The organism is Paraburkholderia phenoliruptrix, assembly GCF_047325075.1.
GTDB lineage: Bacteria > Pseudomonadota > Gammaproteobacteria > Burkholderiales > Burkholderiaceae > Paraburkholderia > Paraburkholderia phenoliruptrix.
In genome coordinates this window covers 4,074,032-4,090,223 of sequence record NZ_CP168531.1, presented here as the reverse complement: position 1 = coordinate 4,090,223, position 16,192 = coordinate 4,074,032, and the positions used below count along the sequence as shown (strand labels likewise).

At 65.0% G+C, this 16,192-nt stretch carries 12 protein-coding genes; 8 read left to right on the top strand and 4 right to left on the bottom strand.

Translation table 11 applies throughout. The features are described 5' to 3' along the window. The first annotated feature begins 7 nt into the window (after positions 1–7). Positions 8–778, top strand: coding sequence for an enoyl-CoA hydratase (locus ACEN8U_RS30055; RefSeq protein WP_310105092.1), 771 nt, complete (start codon positions 8–10; stop codon positions 776–778). Between the two features lie 48 nt (positions 779–826). Here the strand turns inward: ACEN8U_RS30055 and fdhD are convergent, their stop codons facing one another. Next, on the bottom strand, positions 827–1,654 hold the full coding sequence (gene fdhD, locus ACEN8U_RS30050; RefSeq protein ID WP_015001608.1) for a formate dehydrogenase accessory sulfurtransferase FdhD: 828 nt from the start codon (positions 1,652–1,654) through the stop codon (positions 827–829). Between the two features lie 129 nt (positions 1,655–1,783). On the opposite strand from fdhD, the gene ACEN8U_RS30045 reads away from it, so the two are divergent. Both ACEN8U_RS30045 and ACEN8U_RS30040 read left to right on the top strand, forming a co-directional pair. Continuing rightward, positions 1,784–2,260 (top strand): nitrate reductase associated protein, encoded by a 477-nt coding sequence (locus tag ACEN8U_RS30045; RefSeq protein WP_013587114.1) that lies wholly within the window; start codon positions 1,784–1,786, stop codon positions 2,258–2,260. Between the two features lie 350 nt (positions 2,261–2,610). After that, positions 2,611–5,721: an EAL domain-containing protein gene (locus tag ACEN8U_RS30040; protein WP_310105095.1), complete on the top strand. Its 3,111-nt coding sequence runs from the start codon at positions 2,611–2,613 to the stop codon at positions 5,719–5,721. A gap of 37 nt (positions 5,722–5,758) precedes the next feature. Here the strand turns inward: ACEN8U_RS30040 and ACEN8U_RS30035 are convergent, their stop codons facing one another. Beyond that, on the bottom strand, positions 5,759–6,154 hold the full coding sequence (locus ACEN8U_RS30035) for an acyl-CoA thioesterase (RefSeq protein WP_013587116.1): 396 nt from the start codon (positions 6,152–6,154) through the stop codon (positions 5,759–5,761). 274 nt (positions 6,155–6,428) lie between these two features. Between ACEN8U_RS30035 and ACEN8U_RS30030 the strand changes: the two genes are divergently transcribed. Then, a complete protein-coding gene (locus ACEN8U_RS30030; protein WP_015001611.1) occupies positions 6,429–8,339 on the top strand; it encodes an ABCB family ABC transporter ATP-binding protein/permease in 1,911 nt (636 codons plus the stop codon). 33 nt (positions 8,340–8,372) lie between these two features. On the opposite strand, the gene murU is transcribed toward ACEN8U_RS30030, so the two are convergent. Continuing rightward, the gene (murU, locus tag ACEN8U_RS30025; RefSeq protein WP_310105098.1) at positions 8,373–9,080 is read right to left on the bottom strand and encodes an N-acetylmuramate alpha-1-phosphate uridylyltransferase MurU; all 708 of its coding nucleotides are present in this window, start codon (positions 9,078–9,080) and stop codon (positions 8,373–8,375) included. Between the two features lie 9 nt (positions 9,081–9,089). Next, the gene (locus ACEN8U_RS30020; RefSeq protein ID WP_310105100.1) at positions 9,090–10,202 is read right to left on the bottom strand and encodes an aminoglycoside phosphotransferase family protein; all 1,113 of its coding nucleotides are present in this window, start codon (positions 10,200–10,202) and stop codon (positions 9,090–9,092) included. A gap of 221 nt (positions 10,203–10,423) precedes the next feature. Here ACEN8U_RS30020 and ACEN8U_RS30015 point away from each other — a divergent pair, with 221 nt between their 5' ends. The 4 genes from ACEN8U_RS30015 (at position 10,424) to rsmA (ending at position 16,137) form a co-directional block, all read left to right on the top strand. Beyond that, positions 10,424–12,790, top strand: a complete 2,367-nt coding sequence (locus ACEN8U_RS30015) for an LPS-assembly protein LptD (RefSeq protein ID WP_368608208.1) — start codon at positions 10,424–10,426, stop codon at positions 12,788–12,790. Positions 12,791–12,857: 67 nt separating this feature from the next. Further along, positions 12,858–14,219 (top strand): peptidylprolyl isomerase, encoded by a 1,362-nt coding sequence (locus ACEN8U_RS30010; protein WP_310105102.1) that lies wholly within the window; start codon positions 12,858–12,860, stop codon positions 14,217–14,219. Between the two features lie 5 nt (positions 14,220–14,224). Beyond that, positions 14,225–15,235 carry a 4-hydroxythreonine-4-phosphate dehydrogenase PdxA gene (gene pdxA, locus ACEN8U_RS30005; RefSeq protein ID WP_310105104.1) on the top strand — a complete coding sequence of 337 codons (1,011 nt, stop codon included), beginning with the start codon at positions 14,225–14,227 and terminating at the stop codon, positions 15,233–15,235. A gap of 71 nt (positions 15,236–15,306) precedes the next feature. After that, on the top strand, positions 15,307–16,137 hold the full coding sequence (gene rsmA / locus ACEN8U_RS30000) for a 16S rRNA (adenine(1518)-N(6)/adenine(1519)-N(6))-dimethyltransferase RsmA (RefSeq protein ID WP_015001617.1): 831 nt from the start codon (positions 15,307–15,309) through the stop codon (positions 16,135–16,137). Positions 16,138–16,192 lie beyond the last annotated feature (55 nt).

The following is a 16,192-nucleotide window of genomic DNA, read 5'->3' as shown; positions in this document are numbered from 1 at the left end:
GACGCAAATGACGACGGATATTCTGGTCGAGCGCGCGAACGGCGTGCTGACCCTCGCCTTCAACCGGCCGGACAAGAAAAACGCGATCACGGCCGCGATGTACCAGACCATGGCCGACACGCTCGTCGAGGCGCAACGCGACGCGTCCGTGCGCGCGATGCTGATTCGCGGCAGCGCGAACATATTCAGTGCCGGCAACGATCTCGAAGACTTCATGAAGGCGCCGCCGATGGGCGAAAATGCGCCGGTATTCCAGTTCCTGCGCGCGCTCAGCTCTGCCGAAAAGCCGCTGGTGGCCGCGGTGGCGGGGCCGGCGGTGGGCATCGGCACGACGCTGCTGCTGCACTGCGATCTCGTCTATGCCGCCGATTCGGCCAGCTTTTCGCTGCCGTTCGCGCAGCTCGGACTGTGTCCGGAGGCGGCGTCGAGTTTGCTGCTGCCACGCGTTGCCGGCTATCAGGCCGCCGCCGAAAAACTGCTGCTCGGCGAGGCGTTCGATGCCGCCGAGGCACAGCGCATGGGCTTTGTGAACCGCGTGCTGCCGGCTTCCGAAGTCGACGCGTTGGCGGCATCGCAAGCCGCGAAGCTCGCGGCGCTGCCGGCGTCGTCGTTACGCGTGACCAAGAGTCTGATGAAGCGCGCGAGCCATCAGGAACTGCAGACGCAGATGTCCGAGGAGGCGGTGCACTTCGGCAAGATGCTGATCGCGCCCGAGGCGCGCGAAGCGTTCAAGGCGTTCTTCGAAAAGCGCAAGCCTGACTTCCGGCAATTCGACTGAGCCCGGCGGGGCCCGGAGGCGCCCCGCACGACGCTCGCGTGCGGTGGTTCAAGGCTGAACCGTGTCGTAATCGACGTAGCTCGTTTCGCGGCAGAAGCTCACGAGCCGCACGCCCGCCTTGCGTGCAATGGCAATGGCCAGCGACGACGGCGCCGAAATGGTCGCGACCATCGGCACGTCGACGCGCGCGGCTTTGCGCACCAGCTCGTAGCTCGCGCGGCTCGACAGGAATACGAAACCTTCCTTGGTATCCACGCGATCGAGCACCAGTTGGCCGATCAGTTTGTCGAGTGCATTGTGGCGGCCCACGTCTTCGAACGCATAACGGATCGTGCCCGCCGCGTCGCACCACGCCGCGGCGTGCAGGCCGCCGGTCAGCCGGGTCAGGGCCTGATGGTCGGGCAATTCGCGGGCCGCACGTGCAATGGCGTCGGGCGCGAGCCGCTGCAAGAAGCCGGTGTCGGGCACGCGCTCCGGCTTCAGATCCAGTAGATCGATGCTTTCGATACCGCACACGCCGCAGCCGGTGCGGCCGGCGAGCGCGCGGCGTTTTTCCTTCAGCGCGACGAACGCCTGCTGCACGACCTGCAGATGCACTTCGGCGTGCGGCAAATCGGTGTCGTCGTGCAGCTCGACCTCAATGTCCTGAATGTCGCTGCCGCGCTCCACGATGCCTTCCGAAATCGCGAAGCCGACCGCGAACGCTTCCAGATCGCGCGGCGTGCACATCATCACCGCATGCGAAATGCCGTTGAAAACCAGTGCCACCGGCCATTCCTGACCGACGTGGTCGGTGACCGTTTCCACCGCCGCGCCGCGATGACGGTGCACCTCGCGCTTCACCGCGCCGGGCTGGCCTGTTTGCAGTTCGTCCAAGCTGATTCACTCCGTGTATTCCGCGCGCCTTGCCGTCGCGCGCCTTGCCGCGCCGCCGCCGTGCGAATAAGGTTCTAAAATACCTCAAGCCGGGCTTGCGCGTCGCCCATCATCAAAGAGGACACTGCCATGGGACTGAATGAGGCACCGCTGCTGTTCGACTTCGAGGTGCAGTCGTCGGAGAATTTCACCTATATCCCGATGTCGGTTCGCTTCAACCTCGATCGGTTCGGGCTGCGCATTTCGCTCGCGCAATGGCAAATGCTGCCGCTGGAAGACCGCAAGCTTCTTGCCCGTTTCCCCGTTGCGGACGACGCGGAGATCGAGCCGAACTTCGATCACGCCCTTTTCGAGATGTTGCGCACTCATGCGAATGTCGAGCCCGAGTGGTTCACGCCCGACGACGCGCCCGCCTGGCGCAATACGGAGGCCGTGCCGGAGAGCGTCGAGCGGCAGGCGAAAATGGCGGGCCTCGCGGCCCCGAGCGCGGCACGTTGGGCGGAACTCGACCCGTTCAAGCGCTACGTGCTCGCCAAGCTGTCGCGCAAGCAGGAAATCAACCACGACTTCATCCCGGCGATGAGGGAATTTGGCGCGGCCGGCTAGGCGCGGCCGGCTAGGCGCGGCCGGCTAGCTACCGGCGACTAGCTGCGGCCGGCTTGCTGCGGCCGGCCAGGAGCCGCTGCCGTCCTGCCGCTGCAGCCCAGCTGCTTCGATCAGCCGCTTCGCCCAGCCGCTTCGCCCAGCCGCCGCCCCCGCCGCCCCCGCCGCCCCCGCTGCCCCTCAGCCCCTCAGCCCCTCAGCCCCTCAGCCCCTCAGCCCCCTCCACGAATTTTTTCACCCCGCCCCCTAAACCCTTCCCGAACGCTGCCGTTATCCATGGGTTGGCGCGTAAAAGACTCGCATCGCAAGCGGCCTCGCGCTCCCGCCCGAAGAACGATCGACGTTCGGAACCCATGACTCCTCTCATCTCGAAGCGGCTGCTGATCAACATGGCGGTCGTGGCCGTCGCGCTCGGCGCAAACGTGTTCGTCGCGTGCCTGCAGATCGCCGGCCAGCGCGACGCCGACGCCCGCACGCTGCATTCGACGCGCGTCCGCCAGAGTCTCGACGCCTACCAGGCGGCGCTCGACGGCGGCTTGGCCGCGCTCGCCCGCTTCGAGGCTTCGGGCAAGGACACGCCGGTCAACGCCGCCGCGACGATGAACGCGACGCTCGCCAGTCTCGAAAGCGAGTTGCGCGGCGAACTGGCCGCCGAGCCGGTCATGCTCGCCACGCTCGCCCAGATCGGCGCGGACCGCCACGCGCTGCAACGCGACATCGGCGATGCGTTGCTCACGCGCGACGCAGAGGAGCCGGCCGCGTCCCGTGCATGGACGGCGGCGTCCTACATGCATGTCGGGCTCGGTCTGCAACGGATGGAAGCGGGCCTGGCCGCGCTGCGCGCCGCCGAAAACCGCGCGCTGGAGCTGTCGCTCGCGGCGGCGTCGAAAGAGCGGCGGCATGCGGCTTTGCTTCTCGTCGCGACCATGCTCGCGGGCAGCGCGCTCCTGATCTTCACCTTCGGCGCCCGCGAAAGCAGCGCGCGCAAGAAGCTCCACAGCGTGCGCGCACTCGGCCGTAATGACGAGCGCTTTCGCAGTCTGTTCGACGATCATCCCGTGCCGATGTACATCTTCGACCGCAAGACGTTGCGCTTTCTCGCCGTCAATTCAGCCGCGATCCAGCAGTACGGCTATTCGGAGAGCGAGTTTCTCGACATGACGATTCGCGCGATCCGGCCGAACAGCGAGATCGGGCGGCTCGAGTCGCATCTGCTGCGCGCCGACAGCGCCGAGCGCGGCCGCACGATGGCGGGCATCTGGCATCACCGGCGCAAGGACGGCTCGCTCATCAGCGCGGACATTTCCTATCACGCGCTGAACTTCATGGGCCGCGCCGCATTCTTTGTTCTCGCCGACGACGTCACCGAGCAGATCAATGCCGAAGCCGAGGCGCAGCGCTCGAACCAGATGCTCGAAACGGTGATCGACAACATCCCGCAGCGTATTTTCTGGAAGGACCTGGACTCGCGCTATCTCGGCTGCAACATGGCGTTCGCGCGCGACGCGGGGCTGTCGTATCCCGAGCAGGTGGTCGGCAAGAGCGACGCGGACATGCCGTGGCGCGCGTTCGCCGAGCTGCTCAACGCGCACGACCGGGAAGTGGTGCAGACCCGCGTGCCGAAGATGAACTTCGAAGTCGACGTGGTGATCGGCGGCGTGCATCGCACGACGGTCACGAGCAAGCTGCCGTTCACGGACAGCGACGGTCGCGTGATCGGCGTGCTCGGTTCGTACACGGACATCACCGAGCGCAAGCGCGCGGATCTCGCGCTGCGTCTGCAAAGCCGCGCGCTCGACGCGAGCGTCAACGCGATTCTGATCACGGCGCCTTCGCCGGCGGGCAACCTGATCGAGTATGTGAATCCGGCCTTCATGCGCATCACCGGCTACGATCCCGCCGAGGTGATGGGCCACGACTGCCGCGTGCTGCAACGCGACGACCGCGACCAGGAGGGCGTCGCGCTGATCCGCGAGGCGCTCGCTGCGAATCGCGAAGTGAGCGCGGTGGTGCGCAACTATCGCAAGGACGGCGCGCTGTTCTGGAATCAGCTCTTCATCGCGCCGGTGCCGAATGCGGAAGGCGTGATCACGCATCACATCGGCGTGATCAACGACGTGACCGATCTGATGCGCTATCAGGAACAGCTCGAATACCAGGCCAACTACGACAGCCTCACGCGCCTGCCCAACCGCAACCTGCTGCGCGACCGTTTGCAGCATGCGCTGATCGTCGCGCAGCGGCATCACAAGGGCGTCGCGGTGGTGTTCATGGACCTCGACGGTTTCAAGAACGTCAACGACAGCCTCGGCCACAGCGTCGGCGACCGGCTGCTCGGCGTCGTGGCCGAGCGGCTCGCGCGCTGCACCCGCACGAGCGATACGGTCGCCCGCCACGGCGGCGACGAGTTCGTGATCGTGATGACGGATACCGTCGACGAACAATCGCTGATTGCGTGGATGGAGCGCGTACGCGCGTCGATCTCGGAGCCGGTGTGGCTCGACGGCACGGAGCTGTATGTCGGCTGCAGCATGGGTGCGAGCCTGTTCCCGCAAGACGGCGACGACGCGGAAACGCTGATGAAAAAGGCCGACCTCGCGATGTATCGCGCGAAGGACATGGGCCGCAACACATTCCAGTTCTATCAGCCGGAGATGAACGCGAGCGCGGGCGCACGCCTGGCCCTCGAGCAGCGTCTGCGGCGCGCGCTACGCGATAACCAGTTCCTGCTGCACTATCAGCCGCAAGTGGATATCCACACCGGCCAGATTGTCGGCACCGAGGCGCTGGTGCGTTGGAGCGACCCCGAAGCGGGCCTCGTGCCGCCGTCGTCGTTCATTCCGGTTGCCGAGGAAAGCGGGCTGATCGGGCCGCTTTCCGAATGGGTGCTGCGCGAAGCATGCCGTCAGAACAAGGCGTGGCAAAACCTCGGTTTGCCGCCGGCGCGCGTCTCCGTGAATCTGTCGGCGCGCGTGTTCCAGCAGCGCGATATCGCGAAGCTCGTCATGCAGGTGCTCGACGAAACCGGCCTCGAGCCGCAGTACCTCGAACTGGAGCTGACCGAAAGCGCAATCATGCGCAACGCGGAAGAAGCCGTGTCGATGCTGAACGAACTGAGCGCGCTCGGCATCGGCCTTGCAATCGACGACTTCGGCACCGGCTATTCGAGCCTCAGCTATCTGAAGCGCTTCCCGGTGGATCGGCTCAAGATCGACCGGTCGTTCGTGTCCGACATCGGCATCTCGGGCGACGACGAGACCATTACCTCGGCGATTATCGCGCTCGCGCATTCGCTGAAGCTGCAGGTGATTGCCGAAGGCGTGGAGACGTCGGCGCAGCTCGACTTCCTGAAGGAGCGCGCCTGCGACGAGATGCAAGGCTTCTACTTCGCGAAGCCTTTGTCGACCGAGGCCATCTCCGAACTGATGAAGGGCGGCACGGCGCGCGAACCGGCGCTGGCGTGACGCGGCGAAGGCGCGCCCCTGAACCGTCGTCGCTGCGTTAGTCCAGCGCGGGCAGCGCGCGCGGGCGGCGGTCGCTGTCGGTGGCGACGTAGGTCAGCGTGGCCTCGGTCACCTTCACGATGTCTTGCGCGAGGCTCATACGCTGCGCGTAGACCTCGACGGAAACGGTAATGGACGTATTGCCCGTCTTGACGATATCCGCGTAAAAGCTCAGCAGGTCGCCGACGAACACCGGCTGTTTGAACAGGAACGAATTGACCGCGATGGTCGCGACCCGCCCATTCGCGCGACGGCTCGCCGGGATCGACCCGGCAATATCCACTTGCGCCATGATCCAGCCGCCGAACACGTCGCCGTGAATATTGGCGTCCGCCGGTTGCGGCATGACGCGCAGCGCGCAAGGCTTTTGCGGAAGTTGGAGGTTATCGGTCATGAGGACACTCGGAAAACGCGGGTTGGTTTGATGCGCTCGGCGACGAGACGCGGCCATTGTCCAAAACAGGGCGGCGCACCCGGCGTCCGGCCGGGATGGCGGCGAGGCGGCCGACAAAAGCGGCGCGAGCCGGCTTCTGCGACAATACGAAGATCAGGAATTGTACGGGAAAGCGCCCAGGCGGGTTGCGCGACGAGGCCGCGTGCTCACGCACGCGCTGCGGGTCCGCGGCCGCTGTGCTCTCCGGCATTTCCCCCTCCTCCCCAGCCGAACCATGCGCCGCTCGCTTCCGTCCGAACCCTCGCCGATTTCCACCCAGCCGCGCAACGATTGGCAGACCATCCTGTCGCTGCTGCCGTATCTCGCCACTTACAAGTGGCGTGTCGTGTTCGCGCTCAGTTGCCTGATCGGCGCTAAGGTGGCCAACCTCGGCGTGCCGATCGTGATGAAACGGATCGTCGACAGTCTCGCCTCCGTGCAGCATCTCACGGCGCTAGGCCGTGCGCACGATTCGCCGGGCATCGTGCTGCTCGGCGGCGTCGGCCTGCTCGTGGTCGCGTACGCGGTGGTGCGGCTCTCCACGTCGCTCTTCACCGAATTGCGCGAGATTCTGTTTTCCAAGGTCACCGAGAACGCGGTGCGCCAGCTCGCGTTGAAGGTGTTCCGGCATCTGCACGGCCTGTCGCTGCGGTTTCATCTGGAGCGGCAAACCGGCGGCATGTCGCGCGACATCGAACGCGGCACGCGCGGCATTACGCAGCTCATTTCGTATTCGCTGTACAGCATTCTGCCGACGCTCGTCGAAGTCGGCCTCGTGCTTGGCTTCTTCGTCGTCAAATACGAGGCGTACTACGCGATCGTGACCTTCGTGGCACTGGCCGTGTACATCGTGTTCACGGTGAAGGTGACCGAGTGGCGCACGCATTTCCGGCGCACGATGAACGAGCTCGATTCGAAGGCGAACTCGCGCGCCATCGACTCGCTGCTCAACTACGAGACGGTCAAGTATTTCGGCAATGAAGAGTGGGAAGCAAGCCGCTACGACGAAAACCTGAAGCGCTATCGCACGGCGGCAATCAAGTCGCAGCGCTCGCTCTCCGCGCTGAACTTCGGGCAGCAGGCGATTATCGGCACGGGGCTCGTGTTCATTCTGTGGCGTGCGACGGAAGGCGTAATGGCGGGGCGCCTGACGCTCGGCGATCTCGTGCTCATCAACACGTTCATGTTGCAGCTGTATATTCCGCTCAATTTTCTCGGCGTGGTGTATCGCGAGCTCAAGCAGAGTCTCACCGACATGGACCGCATGTTCACGCTGCTCGGCGCGGCGCAGGAAGTGCCGGACGTGCCGAATGCGCCGCCGCTGCAGGTGAGCGGCGGGCAAGTGCGCTTCGAGCATGTGAATTTTTCGTACGAGCCGGCGCGCCAGATTCTTCACGACGTGAGCTTCACGATTCCGGCCGGCACGACGACCGCGGTGGTCGGCCATAGCGGCTCGGGCAAGTCGACGCTCGCGCGGCTCATGTTCCGCTTCTACGATCTGGACCGCGCGACGGGCGGCGCGATCACCATCGACGGTCAGGATATTCGCGATGTCGCGCAGGCATCGTTACGCGCGTCGATCGGCATCGTGCCGCAGGACACCGTGTTATTCAACGACTCGATCTACTACAACATCGCCTATGGACGCCCCTCGGCGACGCGCGAGGAAGTGATTGCGGCGGCGCGTGCCGCGCATATCCACGAGTTTATCGAAGGACTGCCGAAAGGCTACGACACGCCGGTCGGCGAGCGGGGCCTGAAGCTCTCGGGCGGCGAAAAGCAGCGCGTCGCGATTGCTCGGACCATCCTGAAGAATCCGCCCATCCTGTTGTTCGACGAAGCCACGTCCGCGCTCGATTCGCGTTCGGAGCGCGCTATTCAGCACGAACTCGATCAGATCGCGCGCGAACGCACGACGCTCATCATCGCGCACCGGCTTTCCACCGTGGTTCACGCGCAGCAGATCATCGTGATGGACAAGGGGCGTATTGTCGAGCGCGGTACGCACGCAGAACTGTTGCGCGCCAACGGCCTCTTCGCGCAGATGTGGGCGCTGCAGCAGCAACGCGCCGCCGAGGCGTCGCAAGCCGCGGAAAGCGCGGGCGCCGCAACGCTGCCCGACAGCGCGGAGCTGCCGGCGCGTTGAGCGAGCCGTATCGACAGGAACAGCTTGCCGCGCTCAGCGCGCGTGCAAACGCTGATCCAGTTCGGTGAGTTGCGCCGGCGTGCCGACGTTTTCCCACAAGCCTTCGTAGAGCTCGCCGGTTGCGAGGCCGCGTGCGATCGTCTCCCGGTAATACGGCGTGAGCGCGCGCCGCGTGCCGCGCGGCAGGCCGCGGAACATGCGCGTGTCATAGAGTCCGATATTGCCGAAGGTGAAGCGCCGCCCGGCTTCGAGCGACAGCACCCCGCCTTCGAGTGCAAAGTCTCCGTTTGGATGAAACGGCGGATTGGGCACCATCACGAGATGCATGCCGGGTTCGGGCGAAGCCCGCAGCGCTTCGGCCTGCGCGTTCAGCACGCTGTAGTCGAAATCCGCGTACACGTCGCCGCTCACCGCAACGAACACTTCGCTCGCGCCGTGGTCTTCGATCAGCGGCAGCGCCTGTACGATCCCGCCCGCGGTCTCCAGCGCTTCATGCTCGGGCGAATAGCGCAGTTCGATCTGCCAGCGCGAACCGTCGCCGAGCGCGGCCTCGATCTGCTTGCCGAGCCACGCGTGGTTGATCACGATCGTCTGAAAACCCGCGCGCGCAAGCCGTTCGATCTGCCAGACGATGAGCGGCTTGCCGCCCGCTTCGAGCAAGGGCTTGGGGCGCGTGTCGGTCAACGGACGCATGCGTTCGCCGCGGCCCGCGGCGAAAATCATCGCTTTTTTGAGGGACATTGTAGTTATTCAGAACGTGTAGCCGACTTCGTTCGCGCGGCCTTCCAGATCGTCGAGCAGCTTCGCGAACGGACGCAGCGGCGCGTAGCGTTCGGCCACCTTGCGCGCATAGCCGATGAAGCGCGGCAAGTCGTTCATGTAATGCGGCTTGCTGTCGCGGTAATTAATCCGGCAAAAGAGACCGAGCACCTTGATATGCCGTTGCAGACCCATCCATTCGATCTGGCGGTAGAACTCGCCGAAGTCGGCGTCGACCGGCAGGCCGGCTTTTTTCGCGCGCTCCCAGTAGTACACGAAGCAATCGAGTTCGAACTCCTCGTCCCAGCTGATGAAGGCGTCGCGCAGCAGCGACGCCACGTCGTACGAGATAGGACCGTACACGGCGTCCTGGAAGTCGAGCACGCCGGGGTTCAGTGCGCGGGTTGCTGCCTCGGCCGCGCCCGGTTCTGCGCATACCATCAGATTGCGCGGCATGAAATCGCGCAGCATGAATACCTGTGGCTGCGCGCGGGCGCTGGCGATCAGCAGCGCGAACGTGCGGTCGAGCACACCGCGCGTGTTGCCGTCGACCTCGCGCCCGAGGTGCCTGCCGATGAACCACTCGGGCATCAGTTCCATCTCGCGGCGCAGAAACGCTTCGTCGAACGGCGGCAGCACGTCTTCACGCGAGGCGAGCTGCCAGCGGATCAGCGCGTCGAGCGCGTCGCGCATCAGCGTCCGTGCGCCGCGCGCGTCGTTCTCCTCCTGCGCGGCGGTGAGCGCGCCGAGATACGAGGCAGTGCCGAGATCGGTGACGAGCATCAGGCCCGCGTCGACATCCACCTCGAGGATGCGCGGCACATGCACGCCGGCCGCTTCGAGCAGCCGCGCGACCTGCACGAACTCGCGGCATTTTTCGGGCGGTGGGGCGTCGACGGCGATCAGCGTGCCGGCGCTTTCGCCTTCCGCCGCCTTACCGGCGAGCCGGAAATAGCGCCGGAAGCTGGCGTCGGAGGAAGCGGGCGCGAGCGTGCCGATATTCAGTGCATAGCGGGCCGCATGGCCTTGCAGCCAGGCCTTCAGCAGGTCGAGGCGGCTGTCGGAGGAAGGGGGGGTGAAGTCTTGGGAAGGAGGCAGCGTCATGAAAACCGGCGGCAAATTCAGAGGGGCAACGTCTTGCCATATAATACCCCACGACTTTTTTGACGCGACTCACGCCAGCTTTCGCGTATTCCGCTTTACCGCCCGCCTCACCGTTCGGAGATTGTAAATATTGATGTGCAGCCGACTGTCACGGTCGTGGTGTGCAGGCGGTGGATCGTGACTGCAGAAGCTGACGGACGGGCCGATTCGCCAAACGATACATGCCGCCTAGACAGCTTTCCCAAACGAATCCCTCTTGTGCCGCGATGCCGCGCAAAAGGCGGCTCGTCGCGGCGTTGATCGCCGTTCCGGGCCTCGTGCCCGCGCTTGCTCACGCCCAACTGGTCGGCGAGGCCGCACAGCCGCAGCCGATCGACCCGCCGTGGGGCATGCAGCTCGCCCCGCAACTCGAAGACCACGTGCTGCAGCCGGGACAGAAGCCGGCCACGTTCGTGCTCGGCGATTCGACCAACGGCACGACGGATCAGGACCTGGCTGTGAAGGGCGCGGCGGAAGTGCGGCGCAATACGGTCGTGATCAAGTCCGACGCGCTGCATTACGATCAGGACTCGGACATGGCCGACGCCTACGGCCAGGTTCGCCTGAACAACAACGGTACGACGTTCGCCGGGCCCGAAGCGCACATGCGCGTGGATTCGAGCGAAGGCTTCATGACCGCGCCCAAGTACCACTTCAACGTGACGGGCGGTTCGGGCAGCGCCGAGCGCGTCGACCTGCTCGACAACGAGCGCTCGGTGTTCACCAAGGGCACGTACACGGCCTGCGCGTGCACGGACAATCCGGCGTGGTACATCAAGGGCAGCGAATTCGACTTCGACACGGGCGCCGACGAAGGCGTGGCCTACAACAGCGTGCTGTTTTTCCAGGGCGTGCCGGTGTTCGCCTCGCCGTGGCTGTCGTTTCCGCTGTCGGGCGAGCGGCGCAGCGGTATCCTGCCGCCCACCTTCTCGCTCAGTTCGACGAACGGCTTCGAACTCTCGGTGCCGTATTACTTCAACATCGCGCCCAATCGCGATCTGACGCTCACGCCGCGTCTGATCTCCAAGCGCGGTGTGCAGCTGCAGGCCGCGTTCCGCTATCTGTCGCCCACGTATTCTGGCTCGATCACCGGCGAATTCCTGCCGAACGACCGGCTGACGAAGACCAACCGCTACGCGCTGTATATCCAGCACAACCAGAACTTCGGCAACGGGTTCGGCGGCTACATCTACTACAACAAGGTTTCGGACAACACCTATCCGGAAGACCTGTCGTCGTCGGCGAATCAGTTCATGAACGGCACCCAGCTCCTGTATCAGCAGGAAGCCGGGTTGACCTATAACAACGGACCGTGGTCCGTGCTCGCGCGCGAGCAGCATTGGCAGACGCTCACGCCGTCGGTCGCGCCGTATGGCCGCGAGCCGCAATTGAACGTGAAGTACGCGAAGTACAACGTGGGCGGCTTCGACTTCGGCGCCGAGGCGGACTACACGAATTTCCGCATCACGACCGCTGACATGACGCAGGGTCAGCGGGTGATGTTCAACCCGTACATTTCGTACTCGGTCGTCGGGCCCGGTTATTTCGTCACGCCGAAGGTGCAGTGGCACTTCGCGTCGTATAACCTGAACAACATCAGCACCGACGTGCCGGCCGGCACGCCGAAGAACTTCACCGAATCGATCCCGACGCTGACCTTTGACACCGGGCTCATTTTCGACCGCTCGGTGCGGCTCTTCGGCGAGGATTACATCCAGACGCTCGAGCCGCGCCTGTACTACGTGTACACGCCGTATCGCAACCAGGCATCGGCGCCGCTTTTCGACACCGCGGAATCCGACTTCGGGCTCGCGGAAATCTTCACGCCGAACACGTTCGTCGGCAACGACCGCATCGCGGACGCGAACCGCCTGACGGCGGCCATCACCACGCGCTTCATCAATCCGGCAACGGGCGACGAGCGCGCGCGCTTCGTGATCGCGCAGCAGTATTACTTTCAGGACCAGCGCGTCACGCTGCTGCCGAACCAGACGAGCACGCAGGCCACGCATTCGGACCTGATCGTGGGCGCGTCGCTCAAGCTCGGGGCCGGTTTCGCGTCGGAAACTGCGTTCCAATATAATGCGGACAACAACCAGCTGGTCAAGACGAGCGTCGGTTTCGGTTTCAGTCCGGCCACCGGCAAGGTGCTCAACGTCGCGTATCGTTACACGCGCGCGAACACCACGCTCGACAATGAGCCGATCAACCAGGTGCTGGTGTCGGGGCAATGGCCGCTGTCGCATCGGGTTTTCGGGGTTGGGCGGTTCAATTACGATCTCGGCGGGCATCGGATCGTCGACGGACTCGTCGGTCTGCAGTACGACGCAGACTGCTGGACGCTCGGCGCCGGTATTCAGCGCTACGCAAACGGGCTGAATACGTCGGGGCAGCATCAGTCGAGCACGCGCTTTCTCGCGCAGTTGACGTTCAAGGGCTTGTCGAGCGTCGACAACGGGCTGATTGCCGCGTTCCGCAGCAGCGTGGCGGGCTATACGCCGCTGCCGCCACCGCCGCCGCCGGAGTCGCGGTTCATCAATTACGAATGACGCTCGCCCGGTCGTTCATCGAATGCGAAAAGACGGGCCAGGCGTGCCCGACATCATTGGAGTATCTGTGGCAATCATGAAAAAGCTTCGCTTGGCAACGCTCGCGGCAGGTCTGGCCGCCGTGGCGTCTTTCGTGTCGGTTGCGCCGGTACAGGCGCAGGCGCTCGCCGGCAACCGCGGCCAGACGGTCGACACGATTGCCGCAGTGGTCAACAACGGTGTCATTACGCGGCGCGAGCTGGACGAGCGCGTGAACCTCATTACCCGCCGTCTGAATCAGCAGAACGCGCCGATTCCGCCCGCCGACCAGTTGCGTCAGCAGGTGCTCAACCAGATGGTGCTGGAGCGCATCCAGTTGCAGAAGGCAAAGGAAGACGGCATCAATGTCGACGACGCCGCCGTGCAGAAAACGCTCGAACGGCTCGCCCAGGCGAACAACCTGTCTCTCGACGTGTACCGTGCGCGGATCGAGGCGCAAGGCGTGCCTTGGGCCACGTTCACGAGCGACGCGCGCACCGAGCTGACACTGTCGCGTCTGCGTGAGAAGGAAGTGGACAGCAAGGTCACGGTGTCGGACGCGGAAGTCGCGAACTACATCGCGAGTCAGCGCGGCCCGAACGCCGGCGCGACGAGCGACCTGCACATGGAGCACATTTTCCTGAAGGCGCCGCTGAACGCGCCGCAAACCGACATCGAAGCGGCGCAGAAGAAGGCCGAGGCATTGCTCGCCGAAGCGAAGGGCGGCGCCAACTTCGGCAAACTGGCGAAGTCGAATTCGCAGGCGCCGGACGCGGCCAAGGGCGGCGACATGGGCTACGCGGCGCCTTCGAAGCTGCCGCCGGAATTCGTCAAGGCCGCCTCGGCGCTGCGTCCGGGCGAGGTCAATCCGGAAGTGATCCGCACGAACGACGGCTTCGAGGTTGTGCGCCTCGTCGACCGCCGCGCCGGTCAGGGCACGAGCTCGGACGCGCCGAAGCTCGTGCAAACGCACGTGCGCCACATTCTGCTGCGCGTCGGCGACGGCATGTCCGAGCCGCAAGCGCGTCAGAAGCTACTCGAAATCAAGAAGGAAATTCAGGCAGGCGGCGACTTCGCGAAGTTCGCCCACACCTATTCGCAGGACGGGTCGTCGTCGCAAGGCGGCGACCTCGGCTGGATCAGCCCGGGGGAGACGGTGCCGGAATTCGAGCGCGCCATGAACACGCTGCAGGACGGCCAGATCAGCGACCCGGTGCGCAGCGAATACGGCTATCACCTGATCCAGGTGCTGGAGCGCCGCGAAGCGCAAGGCTCGATCGCCGAGCAAATGGACCTGGCCCGTCAGGCCATCGGTCAGCGCAAGGCCGAGCAGGCTTACGCCGACTGGCTGCGCGAACTGCGCGACACCGCGTATGTCGAAGTCAAGCCTGACCTGTCGAGCATTCAGTAAGCACCATGAGCACCGCCGCCCAGTCCGCCAGCTTGCCGTTGCACGTCGCGATCACGACCGGCGAGCCGGCCGGCGTCGGTCCCGAACTGACAGCGCAGGCGCTGGCGGGCGCGGCAACGCACTGGCCGAACGCGCAGTTCACCGTGCTCGGCGATGCGGCGCTTCTCGCGGAACGTGCGCGCGCCGTGGGCGTGGACTGGAGCGCGCTGCTGGCGGACGGCAAGCGCATTCGGGTGCAGCACCGGCCGCTCGGTGCGCCGGCGGTCGCGGGCAAGCTCAATGCGGCCAATGGGCGCTATGTGCTCGATCTGCTGGACAGCGCCATCGACGGGGCAATGGCCGGCACCTTCGACGCCATCGTCACCGCGCCGCTGCAAAAGAGCACGATCAACGACGCGGGCGTGCCGTTCACCGGTCACACCGAATATCTCGCAGAACGCACGCGCACGCCGCGCGTGGTGATGATGCTGGCGGGCACGGGCAAGCGTCCGCTGCGCGTCGCGCTCGCCACTACGCATCTGCCGCTCAAAGACGTTTCGGCGGCGCTTTCCATTGACGGACTCGTCGACACGCTGCGCATCGTCGATCACGACCTGCGGCATCATTTCGGCTTGCCCGCGCCGCGCATCCTCGTCACGGGGCTCAACCCGCACGCGGGCGAGAACGGCTATCTGGGCCGCGAAGAAATCGACGTGATTTCGCCTGCGCTGAAGCGCGTGAACGGTGAAGGCATCGACGCGCGCGGTCCCTATCCGGCCGACACGCTGTTCCAGCCGCGCTACCTCGACGAAGCCGACTGCGTGCTGGCCATGTTCCACGATCAGGGTCTGCCGGTGCTGAAATATGCGACGTTCGGCGAAGGCATCAACGTTACGCTGGGCTTGCCGATCATCCGCACGTCGGTCGATCACGGCACGGCGCTCGATCTCGCCGGCACCGGCCGCGCCGACGCGGGCAGCCTGATCGCCGCCATCGACACCGCGGTTTCCATGGCGCACCATCGCCGCGCGGGCTGAGTCAACGCCGCATCATCGGCAGGCTTGCGCGGCGTCTTTTTCAAGCAGTTCTCATTCTTAGCGTTTCTTCGATGTCCACCAGCAGACAGCAACAGGGCCGGCACCAGGGTCATATCGCGCGCAAGCGTTTCGGGCAGAACTTTCTGGTCGACCTCGGCGTGATCGATTCGATCGTCGACGTGATCCGGCCGCAGCGCGGCGAACGCATGGTCGAGATCGGGCCAGGGCTCGGCGCGCTCACGGAGCCGTTGATCGAGCGTCTCGCGACGCCCGAGGCGCCGCTGCATGCCGTCGAGCTGGACCGCGATCTGATCGGGCGTCTGAAAAACAAATTCGGCGATTTGCTCGAACTGCACGCGGGCGACGCGCTCGCGTTCGACTTCGGCTCGCTGGCCGCGCCCGGCGACGCGCCGTCGCTTCGCATTGTCGGCAATCTGCCGTACAACATTTCAAGCCCGCTGCTGTTTCACCTCGCGACTTTCGCGCATTGCGTGATCGATCAGCACTTCATGCTGCAGAACGAGGTGGTCGAGCGCATGGTCGCCGAGCCGGGCACGAAGGCATTCAGCCGTCTTTCGGTGATGCTGCAGTATCGCTATGTGATCGACAAACAGCTCGACGTGCCGCCCGAAGCATTCCAGCCGCCGCCGAAAGTGGATTCCGCCATCGTGCGCATGATTCCTTATGCGCCGCACGAACTGGCGCCGGTCGACGAGCGCGTGTTGGGCGAGGTGGTCACCGCGGCCTTTTCGCAGCGGCGCAAGATGCTGCGCAACACCCTGGCTGCGTTACGCGATACGGTCGACTTCGACGCCATCGGCTTCGACTTGCAACGCCGCGCCGAAGACGTGCCGGTGGCCGAATATGTGCGCGTGGCGCAACTCGTGGCGGGCAAAGGCTGAGCGGGCTACACGCCGGCGGCCTTGTGAGCTGGTGAGCGAATGAGCTGGTGAGCGC